13 protein-coding genes and 5 pseudogenes are annotated in these 16,830 nt (G+C 63.5%); all 18 read left to right on the top strand.

Annotated elements, in window-relative coordinates; genetic code table 11:
* Nucleotides 1-78 precede the first annotated feature (78 nt).
* The 18 genes and pseudogenes from SS05631_RS26620 (at nt 79) to SS05631_RS32150 (ending at nt 16,802) form a co-directional block, all read left to right on the top strand.
* Nucleotides 79-1,386 carry a cytochrome P450 gene (locus tag SS05631_RS26620; protein ID WP_014857763.1) on the top strand — a complete coding sequence of 436 codons (1,308 nt, stop codon included), beginning with the start codon at nt 79-81 and terminating at the stop codon, nt 1,384-1,386.
* Nucleotide 1,387: 1 nt separating this feature from the next.
* The gene (locus SS05631_RS26615) at nt 1,388-1,696 is read left to right on the top strand and encodes a ferredoxin (protein ID WP_034859623.1); all 309 of its coding nucleotides are present in this window, start codon (nt 1,388-1,390) and stop codon (nt 1,694-1,696) included.
* Nucleotides 1,697-1,737: 41 nt separating this feature from the next.
* Nucleotides 1,738-1,908 (top strand): annotated as a pseudogene (locus SS05631_RS26610) (SDR family oxidoreductase); the annotation flags it as partial.
* Nucleotides 1,908-2,930 (top strand): annotated as a pseudogene (locus SS05631_RS32165) (cytochrome P450); the annotation flags it as partial. The pseudogenes SS05631_RS26610 and SS05631_RS32165, both read left to right, overlap by 1 nt.
* A gap of 117 nt (nt 2,931-3,047) precedes the next feature.
* Nucleotides 3,048-4,028, top strand: a complete 981-nt coding sequence (locus SS05631_RS32160) for a polyprenyl synthetase family protein (protein ID WP_034859625.1) — start codon at nt 3,048-3,050, stop codon at nt 4,026-4,028.
* A gap of 135 nt (nt 4,029-4,163) precedes the next feature.
* The gene (locus tag SS05631_RS26600) at nt 4,164-5,714 is read left to right on the top strand and encodes a hypothetical protein (protein ID WP_037427384.1); all 1,551 of its coding nucleotides are present in this window, start codon (nt 4,164-4,166) and stop codon (nt 5,712-5,714) included.
* A complete protein-coding gene (locus SS05631_RS26595) occupies nt 5,711-6,613 on the top strand; it encodes a hypothetical protein (RefSeq protein ID WP_014857758.1) in 903 nt (300 codons plus the stop codon). Before SS05631_RS26600 ends, SS05631_RS26595 begins: the two co-directional genes overlap by 4 nt.
* Before the next feature lie 85 nt (nt 6,614-6,698).
* On the top strand, nt 6,699-7,748 hold the full coding sequence (gene fni, locus SS05631_RS26590; protein ID WP_037427386.1) for a type 2 isopentenyl-diphosphate Delta-isomerase: 1,050 nt from the start codon (nt 6,699-6,701) through the stop codon (nt 7,746-7,748).
* A gap of 95 nt (nt 7,749-7,843) precedes the next feature.
* Nucleotides 7,844-7,971: pseudogene (locus tag SS05631_RS32155) on the top strand (IS5/IS1182 family transposase); the annotation flags it as partial.
* Nucleotides 7,972-8,124: 153 nt separating this feature from the next.
* Nucleotides 8,125-9,038, top strand: a pseudogene (locus SS05631_RS26580) (tyrosine-type recombinase/integrase).
* Nucleotides 9,035-10,036 carry a tyrosine-type recombinase/integrase gene (locus SS05631_RS26575; protein WP_095678107.1) on the top strand — a complete coding sequence of 334 codons (1,002 nt, stop codon included), beginning with the start codon at nt 9,035-9,037 and terminating at the stop codon, nt 10,034-10,036. The pseudogene SS05631_RS26580 and the gene SS05631_RS26575 overlap by 4 nt, the downstream one beginning before the upstream one ends.
* A gap of 121 nt (nt 10,037-10,157) precedes the next feature.
* Nucleotides 10,158-10,283 (top strand): annotated as a pseudogene (locus SS05631_RS26570) (transposase domain-containing protein); the annotation flags it as partial.
* 521 nt (nt 10,284-10,804) lie between these two features.
* Nucleotides 10,805-11,314 carry a hypothetical protein gene (locus SS05631_RS26560; RefSeq protein WP_172900204.1) on the top strand — a complete coding sequence of 170 codons (510 nt, stop codon included), beginning with the start codon at nt 10,805-10,807 and terminating at the stop codon, nt 11,312-11,314.
* Nucleotides 11,315-11,402: 88 nt separating this feature from the next.
* On the top strand, nt 11,403-12,743 hold the full coding sequence (locus SS05631_RS26555; protein ID WP_037427600.1) for an ISNCY family transposase: 1,341 nt from the start codon (nt 11,403-11,405) through the stop codon (nt 12,741-12,743).
* Nucleotides 12,744-13,426: 683 nt separating this feature from the next.
* Nucleotides 13,427-14,626 (top strand): IS256 family transposase, encoded by a 1,200-nt coding sequence (locus SS05631_RS26545; protein ID WP_037427698.1) that lies wholly within the window; start codon nt 13,427-13,429, stop codon nt 14,624-14,626.
* Between the two features lie 217 nt (nt 14,627-14,843).
* Nucleotides 14,844-16,033 (top strand): IS3 family transposase gene (locus SS05631_RS26540; protein WP_086022819.1). Its coding sequence is split into 2 segments (ribosomal slippage): nt 14,844-15,093 and nt 15,093-16,033, totalling 1,191 coding nucleotides; the frame shifts between segments, so codons are not numbered across the junction.
* The gene (locus tag SS05631_RS31180) at nt 16,026-16,253 is read left to right on the top strand and encodes a hypothetical protein (RefSeq protein ID WP_157213228.1); all 228 of its coding nucleotides are present in this window, start codon (nt 16,026-16,028) and stop codon (nt 16,251-16,253) included. Before SS05631_RS26540 ends, SS05631_RS31180 begins: the two co-directional genes overlap by 8 nt.
* Before the next feature lie 36 nt (nt 16,254-16,289).
* The gene (locus tag SS05631_RS32150) at nt 16,290-16,802 is read left to right on the top strand and encodes a hypothetical protein (RefSeq protein ID WP_050988427.1); all 513 of its coding nucleotides are present in this window, start codon (nt 16,290-16,292) and stop codon (nt 16,800-16,802) included.
* Nucleotides 16,803-16,830: the final 28 nt, after the last annotated feature.

Here is a 16,830-nt window from a genome sequence, read left to right as displayed (position 1 = left end):
GCTGCCTTAGTTGAACGGCGGCACACGCCGGATACCCTTCCATCGCTTGTCAGATCAGCCAGCCAACAGGTAACCAAGATGGACGCGCAAGAAACCACTGCAGCATGCCGGGACGCCTTCGCCGAACTGGCGTCGCCAGCGTGCATCCACGACCCGTATCCGTTCATGCGGTGGTTGCGCGAGCACGATCCCGTGCATCGCGCGGCGTCGGGCCTCTTTCTGTTGAGCCGCCACGCCGACATCTACTGGGCGCTCAAGGCCACGGGCGATGCGTTTCGGGGACCGGCGCCGGGCGAACTGGCGCGCTATTTCCCGCGTGCCGCGACGAGCCTGTCGGTCAATCTGATGGCATCCACGCTAGCGATGAAGGACCCACCGACGCATACGCGTCTGCGCCGGCTGATCTCGCGCGACTTCACCATGCGCCAGATCGACAACCTGCGGCCGAGCACCGCGCGCATCGTCGCAGCGCGCCTGGACGGCATGGCGCCCGCGCTGGAGCGCGGGGAGGCGGTGGACCTGCATCGGGAATTCGCGCTAGCCTTGCCCATGCTGGTCTTCGCCGAACTGTTCGGCCTGCCCCAGGACGACATGTTGGGGCTCGCCGCCGGCATCGGCGCCATTGTGGAAGGCCTGGGCCCGCACGCCAGCGATCCCCAGCTCGCCGCGGCGGACGCGGCCAGCGCCAGGGTGCTGGCCTACTTTGGCGACCTCATACAGCGCAAGCGCACCGATCCCCGCCACGACATCGTGTCGATGCTGGTCGGCGCACACGACGACGATGCCGACACGCTGTCGGATGCGGAGTTGATCAGCATGCTGTGGGGCATGCTGCTGGGCGGCTTCGCCACCACTGCTGCGACCATCGACCATGCGGTCCTGGCGATGCGGGCGTATCCCGAACAGCGGCACTGGCTGCAGGGAGACGCCGTGGGGGTGAAGGCATTCGTCGAAGAAGTCCTGCGCTGCGACGCGCCCGTCCTGTTCAGCCCCACTCCGCGTATCGCCCAGCGCGACATCGAGCTGGGCGGCGTGGTGATCCCGAAGAACGCGGACGTGCGGTTGCTGATCGCGGCCGGCAATCGCGACCCGGACGCCTTCGCCGATCCCGACCGCTTCGATCCCGCGCGGTTCTACGGCACCAATCCTGGCGGCACCAATCCTGGCATGTCGACCGACGGGAAGATCATGCTGAGCTTCGGCCACGGCATCCACTTCTGCCCCGGTGCGCAACTGGCCCGGATGCAGTTGGCCGAGAGCCTGCCGCGGATCCAGGCGCGCTTCCCCACGCTGGCATTGGCCGAGCAGCCGACCCGGGAGCCCTCCGCGTTCCTCAGGACGTTCCGCGCGCTGCCGGTGCGGCTGCATGCGCAAGGGGGGGGCTGAGATGCGCGTCGTGGTCGACCAGGATCTGTGCGGAACCACCGGGCAGTGCGTGCTGACGCTGCCGGGCACCTTTCGCCAGCGCAAACCGGACGGCGTGGCCGAAGTGTGCGTGGCGACGGTCCCGCAGGCGCTGCACGCCGCCGTGCTGCTCGCGGCCAGCCAGTGCCCGGTCGCCGCCATCCGGGTCATCGAAAGCGACACTGGCGATGGCGAGCGCGCCAGCGCGGACCCTGCGCCTTCTCCGGCGGAGGCTGAGCGGCATGCCGCGAAAGACCAACGCAATCCAGGAGGACACGATGGGACGGTTTGAAGGCAAAGTGGCCGTGGTGACCGGCGCCGGCATCGGCAAGGGACGTGGCCGCGCTGGTGGCCTTCCTGCTCTCCGACGATGCTGCGTTCATCACCGGCCAGGTCGTGTGCATCGACGGCGGCATGCTGGCGCATGTCCCGACGTACGCCGACGGTGGCAACAGCCGCGCCGCGCGGGCTGCCGGCGACACCGCCGAAGCGGGGCGCTGCTGATGGACATGCTGCTCAACCCGCTGGACCGTCGGCACCGGCTGCGGTACGACATCCCGGTCGTGCCCGGCGCTTTCCCCCTGGTCGGGCATCTTCCCGCCATCGTCTGCGACCTGCCGCGCCTGCTGCGGCGCGCGGAACGGACGCTGGGCAGCCACTTCTGGCTGGATTTCGGGCCTGCCGGACACCTGATGACCTGCGTGGATCCAGATGCGTTCGCACTACTCCGGCACAAGGATGTGTCCTCGGCGCTGATCGAAGAGATCGCGCCCGAATTACTTGGCGGAACGTTGGTCGCCCAGGACGGCGGCGCGCACCGGCAGGCGCGCGATGCAATCAAGGCGGCGCTCCTGCCCAAGGGGCTGACCCAGGCCGGCATCGGCGCCCTGTTCGCGCCCGTCATCCGGGCGCGGGTGCAGGCGTGGCGCGACCGCGGCGACGTAGCCATCCTGCGCGAAACCGGCGACCTGATGCTCAAGCTCATCTTCCGCCTCATGGGAATCCCAGCGCAGGACCTGCCGGGATGGCATCGCAAGTACCGGCAACTGCTGCAGTTGATCGTCGCGCCCCCGGTCGACCTGCCCGGACTGCCCTTGCGGCGCGGCCGCGCCGCCCGCGACTGGATCGATGCGCGGTTGCGCCAGTTCGTCCGCGACGCGCGCGCGCATGCCGCGCGCACCGGGTTGATCAACGACATGGTGAGCGCCTTCGATCGCAGCGACGATGCGCTCTCCGATGACGTCCTGGTCGCCAATATCCGCTTGCTGCTGCTTGCTGGTCACGACACCACCGCCTCGACGATGGCCTGGATGGTGATCGAGCTGGCGCGGCAGCCTGTGCTGTGGGACGCCCTGGTCGAGGAGGCGCAACGCGTGGGCGCGGCGCCGACCCGGCACGAGGACCTGGCGCAGTGTCCGGTCGCCGAGGCGCTATTCCGCGAGACGCTGCGCGTGCATCCGGCAATCACGCTCCTGCCGCGTCGCGCGCTGCAGGAATTGCAACTCGGCCAACGGCGCATTCCCGCGGCAGCCATATCTCATGAGCTGGCATCGCATGCCCCGTGTGGCGAGGCAGCGGCGCCGGCCGCGGCGGATCGCCGCTCGCCGTGGCCGTCTCCTGTCAGGTACAAGGACATGAACAACATGCAGACCGATTCCACGCTACACGACGACCGAACTGGCGTTTCCGCGCTCGGCGGCGGCGCATCCGGCAGGCTGCTGCCGGAGATCTGGATGCAGGACGGCGCAAAGCGGGTCGAACAGGCGCTAGCGCGTCTTCTCTGCGCCGAAGACGACGGTGAGACCGAGCTGATGGCGGCGATGCGCTACGCCACCTTGCATGGCGGGAAGCGCACCCGCGCATTGCTCTGTCTGGCTGCCGGCGCACTGGCCGACACGCCGGCGCACATGCTCGACGACGTCGGCGCTGCCATCGAGATGATGCACGCCTGTACCCTGGTCCACGACGACCTGCCCGCGATGGACGACGACGTGCTTCGCCGCGGCCTTCCGACCGTGCACGTCAGGTTCGGCGAAGCCACTGCGATCCTGGTCGGCGATGCGCTGCAGGCGCACGCCTTCCTCACCCTGGCGAGCCTGGATGCGCCGGGCGACAACCGTATCGCGCTCGTGCGCGAACTGGCGCGGGCGGTGTCCGCCGAGGGTGCCGCAGGCGGGCAGGCCATGGATCTGTCGCTGGTCGGAAAGCACGTCGAGCTGGACAGGATCGTGGCAATGCACCGGATGAAGTGCGGAGCGCTAGTGCGCGCATCCGTTCGCATGGGCGCGCTATGCGCCATCGCGGAGGATGCCGCGCACGCTGCGCTGTACTGTGCGCTCGATCGCTACAGCGCCTGTTTCGGCCTGGCGTTGCAGGTGGTCGACGACATTCTCGACGCGACTGCGGATACCGCGACGCTGGGCAAGACCCCCGGCAAGGACGCGGCGGGGCAGAAGCCGACCTGCGCGTCGATCATGGGGCTGCAGGCAGCGCGCCAGTTCGCGCTGGATCTGTTGCGCGACGCCGGGGAGGCCATCGCCCCGCTGGGGCCGCGTGCGGAACGCATGGCGCAGATGCTGCAGCGGGCCAACGCGTATCTGTTCAAGCACGCGCCATGCGCATGAGCGCGCCGTCCGCATGGAGTCGCCCGTGTGCCGCTGGATCGACCAGCGGCAGCGGTGCATGCAGCACTGTGTCCGAGTTCGCGGCGACTGCCCGATCCTGGTTCTCGTCAACCGTCTGCAGAAGGAACATTCCGCGTGAACGCGCTGTCCGAACAGATCCTTTCCGAATTGCGCCACCTGCTGAGCGAGATGAGCGACGGCGGCAGCGTCGGTCCGTCCGTCTATGACACGGCGCGAGCTCTACAGTTCCACGGCAACGTCACCGGTCGGCAGGACGCATACGCGTGGCTCATCGCGCAGCAACAGGCCGATGGCGGATGGGGAAGCGCGGACTTCCCGCTGTTCCGCCATGCGCCCACGTGGGCGGCGTTGCTGGCATTGCAGCGTGCCGATCCTCTTCTCGGCGCTGCCGACGCAGTCCAGACTGCAACCCGGTTCCTCGAGCGCCAGCCCGATCCCTACTCGCATGTGGTGCCGGAAGACGCGCCGATCGGCGCGGAGCTGATCCTGCCGCAGTTGTGCGGCGAGGCCGCATCCTTGCTGGGCGGCGTGGAGTTTCCGCGCCATCCGGCGCTGTTGCCGTTGCGGCAAGCGTGCCTGGTCAAGCTGCGGGCGGTGGCGACGTTGCCGAGCGGCCATCCGTTGCTGCACTCCTGGGAAGCCTGGGGGACGTCGCCGACCACTGCATGCCCTGATGACGACGGCAGCATCGGCATCAGTCCGGCGGCCACCGCCGCGTGGCGTGCGCACGCCGTCACACAGGGGAGCACGCCGCAGGTCGGGCGCGCCGACGCGTATCTGCAAGCGGCATCGCGGGCGACGCGCAGCGGCATCGAAGGCGTCGTTCCCAACGTCTGGCCGATCAATGTGTTCGAGCCATGCTGGTCGCTGTACACCCTGCATCTGGCCGGGCTGTTCGCGCATCCCGCGCTCGCCGAGGCGGTGCGCGTGATCGTCGCGCAGCTCGACGCCCGCCTGGGCGTGCGCGGTCTGGGCCCGGCCTTGCACTTCGCGGCCGATGCGGACGACACCGCCGTTGCGTTGTGCGTCCTGCGCCTTGCAGGCCGCGAGCCGGCGGTCGATGCGTTGCGCCATTTCGAAATCGGCGAGCTGTTCGTCACCTTCCCCGGCGAGCGCAATGCCTCGGTGTCGACCAACATCCATGCCCTGCATGCGTTGCGACTGTTGGGAAAGCCCGCCGCCGGCACCAGCGCCTACGTCGAGGCCAATCGCAACCCGCACGGTCTATGGGACAACGAAAAATGGCACGTTTCGTGGCTGTATCCCACCGCGCATGCGGTCGCTGCGCTTGCGCAAGGCAAGCCCCAGTGGCGCGACGAGCGCGCGTTAGCGGCGCTGCTGCAGGCGCAGCGCGACGACGGCGGCTGGGGCGCCGGTCGCGCGTCCACATTCGAGGAAACCGCCTATGCGCTGTTCGCGTTGCACGTGATGGACGGGAGCGAAGAGCCGACAGGGCGCCGGCGCATCGCGCAGGCGGTGGCGCGTGCGCTGGAGTGGATGCTCGCCCGCCATGCGGCGCATGCATTGCCGCAGACGCCGTTGTGGATCGGCAAGGAACTGTATTGCCCCACCCGGGTCGTGCGCGTGGCCGAACTCGCCGGGTTGTGGCTGGCGCTTCGTTGGGGGCGGCGCGTCCTGGCCGAGGGAGCAGGAGCGGCACCATGATCCAGACCGAACGCGCGCTGCAGCAGGTGCTGGAGTGGGGGCGTTCCCTGACCGGGTTCGCCGACGAGCATGCCGAGGAAGCAGTCAGGGGCGGCCAGTACATCCTGCAGCGCATCCACCCGAGCCTGCGCGACACCAGCGCCCGCACCGGCCGCGATCCGCAGGACGAAACGCTGATCGTGGCGTTCTATCGCGAACTGGCGCTGCTGTTCTGGCTCGACGATTGCAACGACCTTGGCCTGATCGCGCCGGAGCAGCTCGCCGCAGTGGAGCTGGCGGTGGGGCAGGGCGTGCCGTGCGCGCTCCCCGGATTCGAGGGCTGCGCTGTGCTGCGCGCTTCGCTGGCCGCGCTCGCCTACGATCGTCGCGACTATGCTCAGCTTCTCGACGATACCCGGTGCTACTGCGCGGCGCTGCGCGCCGGACACGCGCAGGCGGCAGGGGCGGAACGCTGGTCCTACGCCGAGTACCTGCACAACGGTATCGATTCGATCGGCTACGCGAACGTGTTCTGTTGCCTGTCGTTGCTGTGGGGGCTGGACATGGCGACCTTGCGCGCGCGTCCGGCGTTTCGCCATGTCCTGCGGCTCATCTCCGCGATAGGGCGCCTGCAGAACGATCTGCATGGACGCGACAAGGACAGGTCGGCCGGCGAGGCCGACAACGCGGCGATCCTGGTGCAGCAGCGCTATCCGGCTATGCCTGCGGTGGAGTTCCTCAACGACGAGCTGGCCGGCCATACGCGCATGCTGCACCGGGTGATGGCGGAAGAACGCTTTCCCGCGCCGTGGGGACCCTTGATCGAGGCCATGGCGGCCATCCGCGCGCAGTTCTACCAGACCTCGACCAGCCGCTACCGCAGCGACGCTGCGGGGGGAGGCCAGCGTGCGCCGGCCTGAATGCGCGGGAGGCGGCGGCGTGTGCGCGCTGCCGTCGGTCCGATCCGACGCAACGCCGTCGCCCGATGCGACGGATGGAGCGAGCATGAGCGACACCGCCCTGAGCCGGCGCAAGGACGACCATCTGGACATCGTGCTGGATCGGCGAACGGCGCCGGCCACGGTCGCCGCCGGCTGGGAGTACATCCGTTTCGAACACTGCGCATTGCCCGAGTTGGAGCTGACGCAGATCGACCTGCGCGCCTCGCTGCTGGGCAAGACCATGCGCGCGCCGCTGCTGATCAGCTCCATGACCGGCGGCATGCCACGCGCCGAGGCCATCAACCGGCATCTGAGCGAGGCAGCGCAAGACTTGGGGATCGCCATGTGCGTCGGTTCGCAGCGCTTGAGCCTGCAATCCCTCAACTCCCAGGGGCTGACGCGCGCGCTGCGCCGCCTGGCCCCAGACATTCCCTTGCTGGCCAATATCGGCGCCGCGCAACTTCGCGAGGCCGACGGCCTGGACCTGGCGCGCCGGGCGGTGGATGCGCTGGAGGCCGATGGACTCATCATCCATCTCAATCCGCTGCAGGAAGCGGTACAGCCGGAGGGCGACCGCGACTGGCGCGGCGTCCTGGCGCAGATCGCTCGCGCCGCGCGCAGCGTGGGCGTGCCGATCGTGGCTAAGGAAGTGGGGTCGGGCCTGTCCGCCTCGGTGGCCTGTGCGCTCGTCGAGGCGGGCGTGGCGGTAATCGATGTCGCCGGCGCCGGCGGCACCAGTTGGGCCGCGGTGGAGGGCGAGCGCGCCCGCGATGCCGCCGACCGTACCGTGGCGATGGCGTTCGCTGATTGGGGGATTCCGACCCCGGCCAGCGTGCAGGCGGTACGTCGGGCGCTGCCAACGGTGAAGCTGATCGCGTCGGGCGGGATCCGCGACGGCGTCGACGTGGCCAAGGCCATCCGCCTGGGCGCGGACATCGCTGGGCAGGCGGCCGGCGTGCTGGGCGCGGCGACGGTGTCCACCGAGGCGGTTGTCTCACATTTCGAGATCGTCATCCGCCAGTTGGCCGTCGCCTGCTTCTGCACCGGCTCGGCTGATCTGGCGGCGTTACGTCAGGCGCGCTTGTTGCCCTCGGCACATCTGCCCGCCGGTTGATGCCGGCGTCGCCCGCACGTGGCGGCGGGCGCCTAGCAGACTGCTGAAATACCTACGCCAAAGATAGACTACCGATCCCCTTGGCGAGGGGTTCGATGCGCAGGAGCGATGTGTTCATGGAGCAGCTGTTCACGATGAGCGGTTGGAGGATTTCGTGCCAGCCGATCATCCACTGCGCCCGATCCGGCTGATGGTCAATGAAGCGCTAGTGCGGCTAGACGGGTACTGTCACATTGATTGAGCGGTAAGGAAATTGAGGTAGCAGCGCACCCATGACCGTGAGTGCACCGACCTACAAGAACCACCGCTCAATCAATGTGACAGTACCTATTGAGAAGCTGCGTGAACTGAGCCTACCCTGGCCGGGAGGTGTCCAATGAGCCGGCTTCGCACAACGCTCAAGCGCTATGTCGGCATGCGCCAAGGGCTGGGATACAAATACGACGGTCCGGCACGACGGTTGTCGTCATTCGTCACCTTCATGGAAGCCCGCGGCGCCGATACCATCACGACTGATCTGGCGATGGAATGGGTGACGTTGATGGGCCGACAGCCGAGTTGGTCCATCCGCCTGGCTGATGTGCGCTGCTTTGCCTAGCACCTCACTCATTTCGATCCTCTGACGGAAGTGCCACTAAGCGACGCTGTGCCGCCGGCACGGCGGACAAAGCCCTACATCTATAGCGAGATCGAGATTCAGGCGCTTGTGGCGGCAGCACTTTCGCTGCCGCCGGCCCTCGACGCTGGAATCACTGCCGGTTCGGACTGATAGCGGTGGCCGGACTGCGCCATTCCGAAGCGCTCGGCCTGCTCCGGGCCGACGTCGATCTCGACCAGGGCGTCATTACTATCCGAGAGACAAAGTTCGGCAAGTCACGGCTGGTCCCGCTGCACGCCACGACAATCGCTGTCCTTTCAGACTATGCCGTCCGACGCGATGCACACCTTGGTACGCCGCGCAGTCCCTATTTCTTCGTCGCCGAACAGGGCGGCAGATTGCTGCATCAATACGTGCACCGCGTGTTCTGGCGACTTTCCCGGCAAATCGGATTACGGCAGGAGGGGAATCGCGATGGCCCACGGATTCATGATCTTCGTCACCGTTTCGCCGTCCAGACCCTGATCAACTGGCATCGCGCTGGCGAAGATGTGGAACGCGAGCTGCCGGTTCTCTCGACCTTCCTCGGCCATGCGAATGTTCGCGACACCTACTGGTACCTGTCCGCCGCGCCGGAACTGATGAACCATGCCGTACGGCGATTGGATAAGCGCTGGGAGATTCGGTCATGAGACGCACGAACGACCTGGCCGTGCTGATCGAGCGGTGGTTCACAGATCGGCTCATGAAGCATCGAGGTGTAAGTTCCAATACCATTGCCTCCTATCGCGACACCTTCAGGCTCCTGTTTGCGTTCGCACAGACGCGCCTTGGGAGAGCCCCATCTCAGTTGACACTGCGGGATTTGGACGCTCCTTTCATCGGCGCATTCCTGGAGGATCTTGAGACGAAGAGAGCCGCCTCGGTGAGGACCCGGAATCTCCGCCTCACAGCCATTCGATCATTCTTCCGATATGCTTCGTTCGAGGAGCCGGCACATAGCGCCCATATTCAGCGTGTGCTCGCGATCCCCAGCAAGCGATGTGACAAGCGGCAGCTTCAGTTTCTAACCAGGCCCGAGATTGAAGCAATCCTGGACTGCACGGATCGAAGCACGTGGCTGGGGCGCCGCGACTACACTCTGCTATTGCTGGCCGCGCAAACGGGGCTGCGGGTCTCCGAGATCATCGATCTTGACCGAGACTCGGTAATGCTGGGCCAGGGCGCGCATGTGCAATGCGTCGGCAAGGGCCGCAAAGAGCGAAGTACGCCGCTCACCAAGGTTGCACAGCAAGCCCTCCGGCGTTGGCTCAAGGAACCAGGGAAGCGAGGCGCAACGGCTCTCTTTCCGAATATGCACGGTGGCAGCCTCAGCGCCGACGGCGTGCAGGCCCTGCTGAACAAATATGTCGCCAAAGCGCGCGAGCACTGCGTCTCCCTTCGCTCGAAGCGGGTGTCGCCCCATGTCTTGCGGCACAGCGCTGCCATGGAGCCGCTACAGGCGGGCGTCGATTGCTCGGTCATTGCCCTGTGGCTGGGCCATGAGGCGATGGAAACGACGCTGACCTATCTTCATGCACATCTTGAACTGAAGGAATCCGCACTCGCAAAGCTGAAGCCGTACGAAGGCGCCAAGACCAAGCGATTTCGACCAAATGACCGGCTTCTGGAATTCCTGAACGCCCTCTGAGCATGAGAACTATGCCGAGTGCCAACGACTGGTCTTCGACCAAAACGGCAAGAGAAGCGCGTTTCAACCGGTATGTTGGAAGAGGTGCTCGGCATAGTTCGACGGTCGGCATAAAACATGGAAAATGAATGGCGCCGATCCGCTCGACTGGCTCTCGCAGACCCTGACCCGCATTGCTCAAGGCTGGCCAGCATCCGAAATCGAAGCCCTCATGCCCTGGAACTTCAGGTCGGACGCCGTCAGCTAACCGCTTACCGCGTTTCACGCAATGTCCGGCATTCTCGTTGCTATTCCGAAACTTGCCGGACCGCTTCCGGCCCCAATTGAGACGCTCGGATTCATACGGACCAAGAATCCGTTCTTCCCGCTTCCCGGGCGTCCAGATCAAAGGCAGCAACGCGAACTCTCCATCCGCCTGAGACTGGAAGCCGGCAACATGCCGCTCAGTCCGGATGTCTCCGGTCCTTCGCCTTGAAGGGATATGAACCCGCGGCCCGCCGGCCAATTCAAACTAAAGCATTGAAATACTGTGACAGTGTCATCACCGTTCCGCGGTTGCCGGCGTGCTGTGTCAAATCGCCGTGGGTAAATTTGCATTCGCTTGACCGACGACGCCCTGCCTGGCATACAAAGCTTGGCCCTACACGCGGGCCGGTGTGCCCGCCACGCAAAGCTAGGTCAGCGTTTCATTTCTGAAGTGTCACCCGTGCCAATCGGCATGGTCTGGCCATTAGCGGGTACATGGTCGGATCATTTCAGGACATGGATATGACCGAAGCGAATAAACTTAGCAGCCTCAGGCGTCTTGCTAAAAGATACGCGCGGGCCAACAGGGTCTCGCTACACCAAGCTCTCGACTTGCTTGCGGGGGAATTGGGATTCGTTAGCTGGACCAAACTCGTCTCCACCAGCAAAAAGGATTGGATCCCCAGTCCCGAACAGATGGCGAGCGTCGAAGCCATCGTTGAGGGAGCTCTTCCAGCAGATTTTCAGGCTGGGCATCCTGCAGCAATGGCCCACCGCTTGGCGTACCTGGATAACGCCGAACATGGCATGATCGGCGATCACCCATACCGCCTTCAAGTGGCTTTACACGATGTCATCATGGTGGGAGATGGGTGGAGCATCACAGTGCCAGAAAACCCTGGTGCGCGGCCGATCGTCCAGACAGTCACCGAAAATGATGGCAAATGCCCGGTGTTTGAGCTGGAATTCCTCCAGAAAGCACTTAGCCTAGTTTCCGTCCATAAACGACAAAGTGTTGATTTTGTTGGCTGAATCGTAGTTTGCACGGGCAAAGCCCGGCGGTTTCAGGTACCTTGGATCATGCCACTGATTCCAAAGTCCTTCACCGCCGGAGCCGACAATGCGCCAAGAACGCACCGTCCAAGCCAGCATATTCGATGTTTTCGCGACACACGAGATCGGCCATGAGCTGAAGGCGATGTCGCAATGGCTGGACGAGCATCGCGATCTACTTGGCTTGGTGGCCCGGGACCTGGTTCGTTTCGGCGTCAAAGCCACCGGACGACAGGGGCTGCCCGCCGAAGCGGTGTTGCGCTGCGCGCTGCTCAAGCAATACCGACAACTGAGTTATCAGGAGCTGGCGTTCCATCTGGAGGACTCGGCGTCGTTCCGCGCCTTTGCCCGGCTGCCGTGGTCGTGGAACCCGCAGAAGTCGGTGCTGCAAAAGACGATTAGCGCGATCCGGCCCGAGACCTGGGAACAGATCAATCGGGCACTGCTGTTGAGTGCTCAGCAGGCGAAGCGCGAAGATGGCGCGGTCGTGCGGTTGGACAGCACTGTGACCTCGGCGCTCATGCACGAACCGAGCGACAGTAGCTTGCTGTGGGATGCTGTACGGGTCATGGTGCGCCTGCTGAAGCAGGCTGATGCGTTGGTTGGCGACGCCGGTCCGTCATGGCGTGATCATTGCCGAGCGGCCAAGAAGCGCGCCCGCCGCATCCAGTTCACGCGCGGTCGGCCCAACCGAGTCCAACTCTACCGCGAGCTGATCACGATCGCCCGCGCGACCCTGGCCTATCTGCGTCGGGCGAGCGAGCGATTGGCCGCGGCGACCAATCCGTTCATCAAACTGTGGCAACGCCAGGTCTGTCACTATCGGCCGCTGATCGAACGCATCCTCACACAGAGCGAGCGGCGGGTATTGGCCGGCGAGCCGGTGCCTGCCGGCGAGAAGCTGGTCAGCCTGTTTGAATCCCACGCCGATATCATCGTCAAAGGCAGTCGCGACGCCGAATACGGCCACAAGCTCAACCTGACCACCGGCAGGAGCGGCATGATCCTCGATCTGGTGATCGAAGCAGGCAATCCCGCCGACAGCGACCGGCTACTGCCGATGCTGGAGCGTCACATCGCGTTCTATGGACACGCGCCGCGGCAGGCGGCGGCCGATGGCGGCTTCGCCAGCCGCGACAATCTGGCCACAGCGAAGGCCTGGGGCGTTCGCGACATGGCGTTTCACAAGAAGGCCGGCCTTAGGATCGAGGACATGGTCCAAAGCAATTGGGTTTACCGCAAGCTGCGCAACTTCCGCGCCGGCATCGAAGCTGGCATCTCATGCCTCAAGCGCGCTTACGGCTTGGCGCGTTGCACCTGGCGCGGCCTTGACCACTTCAAGGCTTACGTCTGGTCCTCGGTCGTGGCCTACAACCTCGTTCTCTTCTCACGCCTCAAACCGAGCTGATGCCGACCCGCCATCGCGGCCGCCTCGAACCGGTCATACCGGCCCTCGTCGCGTGCGCGTGATCGCGCCCGTAACTCCGCTCTGCACAGAAACCGCGCCCTTTATCCCGCCAGCGCCCCTCAAGGACCCTTGCACCAAGGACAAGTAATTGTAAACGCAGAAAAATACGCGTCTTTATGGACGGAAACTAGCCTAGTGAGAGATCGGGCTGGGTTCGGGGCGAAATCTCCACGGATTGGCCCCGACGGTCCACGAAACCCGACCTCGACGGGGTTGTTCGCCGCCCGTTGTGGGGGCGCGAGTCGGACGCGTGGTTCTGCTTACATTGTAGCGGAAAGATTACCGGTATTCAGATCGCTCAAAACCTCTGGCACTGCCCCGGGTGTGGCGCATCGCCCCTCGACATCTTCGACAAGGCCTTCTGGTGTGAAGACGAGGGGAAGTCTCTGCCGTCAGTGAGAACTGACGGCGCCGTTGAGGGTGACAAACCCGATTTCCGGGTTGTCGATGACCGACCCAAACTTGAGTTGAATGGAGAGAAGATCACTCTCCTCATCCGAAGCGCATTGCTAGATGATGGATCGTGTCCCATCAAGTGGTGTAGGTCCTGAGGTTTAGGCGGCCATCAGTGTTTTCCATTTAGGGTCGGGTTGTTCAAGACCAACCTGATGGAAAGATCACCGATGACCAATGACATGATGAACGTGCGTTCGCTCGTTGAGAAGAGCGCCGATGCCGATTTATTGCGCGAGATGATCGGCTTTGCAGCCGAGCGACTGATGGAACTGGAGGTAGGTTCAGCCACCGGTGCTGACTTCGGCGAGAAGAACCCGATGCGTCTCGCTCAACGCAATGGCTATCGTGATAGGGATTGGGAGACTCGGGCCGGAACGGTCGAGCTCCGCATTCCAAAGCTACGCAAGGGCAGCTACTTTCCGAGCTTCCTCGAACCCCGTCGGATGGCCGAGAAGGCTCTGACCGCCGTTATCCAGGAGGCTTATATCCAGGGCATCTCGACGCGCTCGGTCGATGATCTCGTCAAAGCGATGGGCATGAGCGGCATCTCCAAGAGCCAGGTGAGCCGCCTGTGCGAAGAGATCGATGTCAAGGTGAAGGCGTTCCTCGACAGGCCGATTGAAGGTGACTGGCCATACGTCTGGGTCGACGCGACTTACCTCAAAGTCCGGCGTGGTGGTCGCATCGTCTCTGTTGCCGTCATCATCGCGGTCGGCGTCAACAGCGACGGGCGGCGTGAGGTTCTGGGTATGGAAGTCGGCACGTCCGAAGCCGAGCCGATCTGGACGGAATTCCTGCGCAGGCTGACACGCCGAGGATTGCGTGGCGTCAAGCTTGTCGTGTCCGATGCGCATGAAGGTCTCAAGGTCGCCGTCACCAAGGTTCTCAATGCCACCTGGCAAAGGTGCCGGGTTCACTTCATGAGGAACGTGCTGGCACATGCTGGAAAGAGCGGCAGGCGGGTCGTATCCGCCTTCATCGCAACGGCCTTTGCCCAGGAGACCCCGGAGGCAGCAAGCGCTCAATGGCGCAGTGTCGCCGATCAGATCAGACCGAAAGTGCCGAAGCTCGCCACCATCATGGACGACGCTGAAGAGGACGTGCTGGCCTACATGACCTTCCCGAAGGAGCATCGGGCAAAGCTGCACTCAACGAATCCGATTGAACGTCTCAACGGCGAAATCAAGCGCCGCACCGAGGTGGTCGGCATCTTTCCGAACGACGAAGCGATCGTCCGTCTCGTTGGCGCACTGCTGCTCGAACAGAATGATGAATGGGCCGTCCAACGCGCCAGATACCTGACACTTGAGACCATGGTGCAAATGAGCGATGATCCCCAGATCAGTCTGCCCGCTGTGGCACGCTGATATTCCTCCGGCCCTACGTTGGAAAGCACGGCCATCAGCCGCGACCTACACCACTTCCAGGGACACGATCAGATGATGCGACGAACATCAGCGAGAAACTGGGCGCGCTTCAGGCTGAAATCACTGTCGAGGACGAGAGTGACGTCTGGATCTCTGACCTTGCCCCGTTGAAATAATCCATTTTGAAGTAAGCTCTGGCCATTGAGAGGACCAGAGAATGAAGCGCAACCGTTTCACAGACGAACAGATCATCGGGATTCTGAAGGAGCACGAGGCGGGCACGCCGGTCTCGGAGCTTTGCCGCAAGCACGGCGTCAGCGATGCGAGCATCTATAAATGGAAGGCCAAATTCGGCGGCATGGACGTGTCCGAAGCCAAGCGGCTGAAGACGCTGGAGGACGAGAACGCGAAGCTGAAGCGGCTTCTGGCGGATGCGATGCTCGACAATGCTGCTCTGAAAGACCTTTTGGGAAAGAAGTGGTGACGCCCGCAGCCAAGCGGAGTGCTGTCGCGCATCTGATGAGCCAACATGGGATGAGCGAACGGCGGGCGTGTAAAGCCATCGGCTTTTGCCGAATGACGATCCGTTATGAAACCAGGCGCAGCGACGATCATGGCCTTCGCGAGCGAATGAAGGCGCTGGCACATGAACGCCGCCGCTTCGGCTATCGACGCATTCATGTGCTGCTCAGACGTGAGGGACACCTAGTGAACCACAAAAAGCTCTTCCGGCTCTATCGGGAGGAGAAGCTGACGGTGCGCAAGCGCGGCGGCCGTAAGCGAGCGATTGGCACCCGAGCGCCGATGCTGATCCCGATGACTGCCAATGATCGTTGGTCGCTGGACTTCGTGTCGGATCAACTCACCGATGGACGCAGGTTCCGGATTCTGACGGTCGTCGACGATTGCACCAGAGAATGCTTGGGCCTCATCGCCGATACTTCGCTGTCCGGCCTGCGGGTTGCCCGTGAGCTGGACCGGATCATCCAGGCACGCGGCAAGCCCAGGATGATCGTCAGCGACAACGGCAGCGAATTCACCAGCAACGCGATTCTGCAATGGACGGATCGGGGCAAGGTGGATTGGCATTACATTGCCCCGGGCAAGCCGATCCAGAACGCCTTCATCGAAAGCTTCAACGGACGGCTGCGAGACGAGTTCTTGAATGAAACCCTGTTCTCGTCATTGCCTCAAGCTCGATCCGCGCTTTTAAACTGGCGCAGCGATTACAACGATCACCGCCCGCACTCAGGCCTTGGTTGGCTGACGCCTGCCGAGTTCGCTCAGACCATCAACCCGCGACGTGATGCGGTGCTGCGCAGCCGAAATGGCTCCGCACCGCAACCCGCCGCTACCGCCCCAAATACAGCATCCAAAAACCGCTGGAGCGAACTCAAAATTGGATAAAACTTGGGGGCAAGGTCAGGATCTTTACCGCGGCAGCTATGGAAAGAAGCACCCGTATTCCTCAATGAGCCACGTGCGCGGTCGACCATTTCTCATTGCGATCGCGCCCTTCGATAGCGACCTCTCGCTCTCTCAAAACAACGAACTTATCAACATGGTCCTTTTTGGTATGGCACCGCCGGTGCTCGAAGGGCCAGACCTAGGGAAACAAGACAAGTAAACCCCTCTTCTGAAGCCTTCGGGTGCGCCGGTTGAGATGGGAATTTTCACGAACGACACGTTCAAAGAGATCAGCGCCGTTTTGTTCTCGACGGTCGGGACTTTTGGAAAAGCCGTTGTTGAAAGTAAAATGGATAGACTCGTCCGAGCAACCCGCTACAGGCTGATCGACAAGGACAAGGTTGAGCCCGGTTCGAAACTCTGGCAGGTCGGAACGCACCGGTTTCAGCTCACCACGCTGAACTACCTTGTCACGCAGAGACGAGAAGGCGGGAATCAGATCGGCGGTGCAGATATGATTATCCAGCATTCATCATTTTATCGTGAGACCCATCTGGATGGGCTGCAAGTCTATTTCAATCCATATGCAGAGGTACCGTTCGACCCTAAATTTGCATGGCCCCCGGAAATCGCTCTCAATTATTACGATGTAGAAAGCGGTGAACACATCCAGGCGCATCCTGACGGCGCGCTCGTTTCAAGGCAAGTTTTTGACCTAACCCCCTACTCAGTTCGGTTCTTACTCGAGACAAACGGATTCTTCCGATAGTTAGATGTCCTAGCGGACGTGCTCGGCA

Source organism: Sinorhizobium sp. CCBAU 05631 (genome assembly GCF_002288505.1).
Lineage (GTDB): Bacteria > Pseudomonadota > Alphaproteobacteria > Rhizobiales > Rhizobiaceae > Sinorhizobium > Sinorhizobium fredii_C.
This window is presented reverse-complemented; position numbering and strand designations above follow the sequence as displayed.

Excerpts from the sequence above, each read along its gene's own strand:
- SS05631_RS26620 (WP_014857763.1), top strand. The coding sequence starts at position 79 with ATGGACGCGCAAGAAACCACTGCAGCATGCCGGGACGCCTTCGCCGAA.
- SS05631_RS26555 (WP_037427600.1), top strand. The coding sequence starts at position 11,403 with ATGCGCCAAGAACGCACCGTCCAAGCCAGCATATTCGATGTTTTCGCG.
- SS05631_RS26575 (WP_095678107.1), top strand. The coding sequence starts at position 9,035 with ATGAGACGCACGAACGACCTGGCCGTGCTGATCGAGCGGTGGTTCACA.
- SS05631_RS26545 (WP_037427698.1), top strand. The coding sequence starts at position 13,427 with ATGACCAATGACATGATGAACGTGCGTTCGCTCGTTGAGAAGAGCGCC.
- SS05631_RS26595 (WP_014857758.1), top strand. The coding sequence starts at position 5,711 with ATGATCCAGACCGAACGCGCGCTGCAGCAGGTGCTGGAGTGGGGGCGT.
- SS05631_RS26560 (WP_172900204.1), top strand. The coding sequence starts at position 10,805 with ATGACCGAAGCGAATAAACTTAGCAGCCTCAGGCGTCTTGCTAAAAGA.
- fni (WP_037427386.1), top strand. The coding sequence starts at position 6,699 with ATGAGCGACACCGCCCTGAGCCGGCGCAAGGACGACCATCTGGACATC.
- SS05631_RS26615 (WP_034859623.1), top strand. The coding sequence starts at position 1,388 with ATGCGCGTCGTGGTCGACCAGGATCTGTGCGGAACCACCGGGCAGTGC.
- SS05631_RS32150 (WP_050988427.1), top strand. The coding sequence starts at position 16,290 with ATGGGAATTTTCACGAACGACACGTTCAAAGAGATCAGCGCCGTTTTG.
- SS05631_RS32160 (WP_034859625.1), top strand. The coding sequence starts at position 3,048 with ATGCAGACCGATTCCACGCTACACGACGACCGAACTGGCGTTTCCGCG.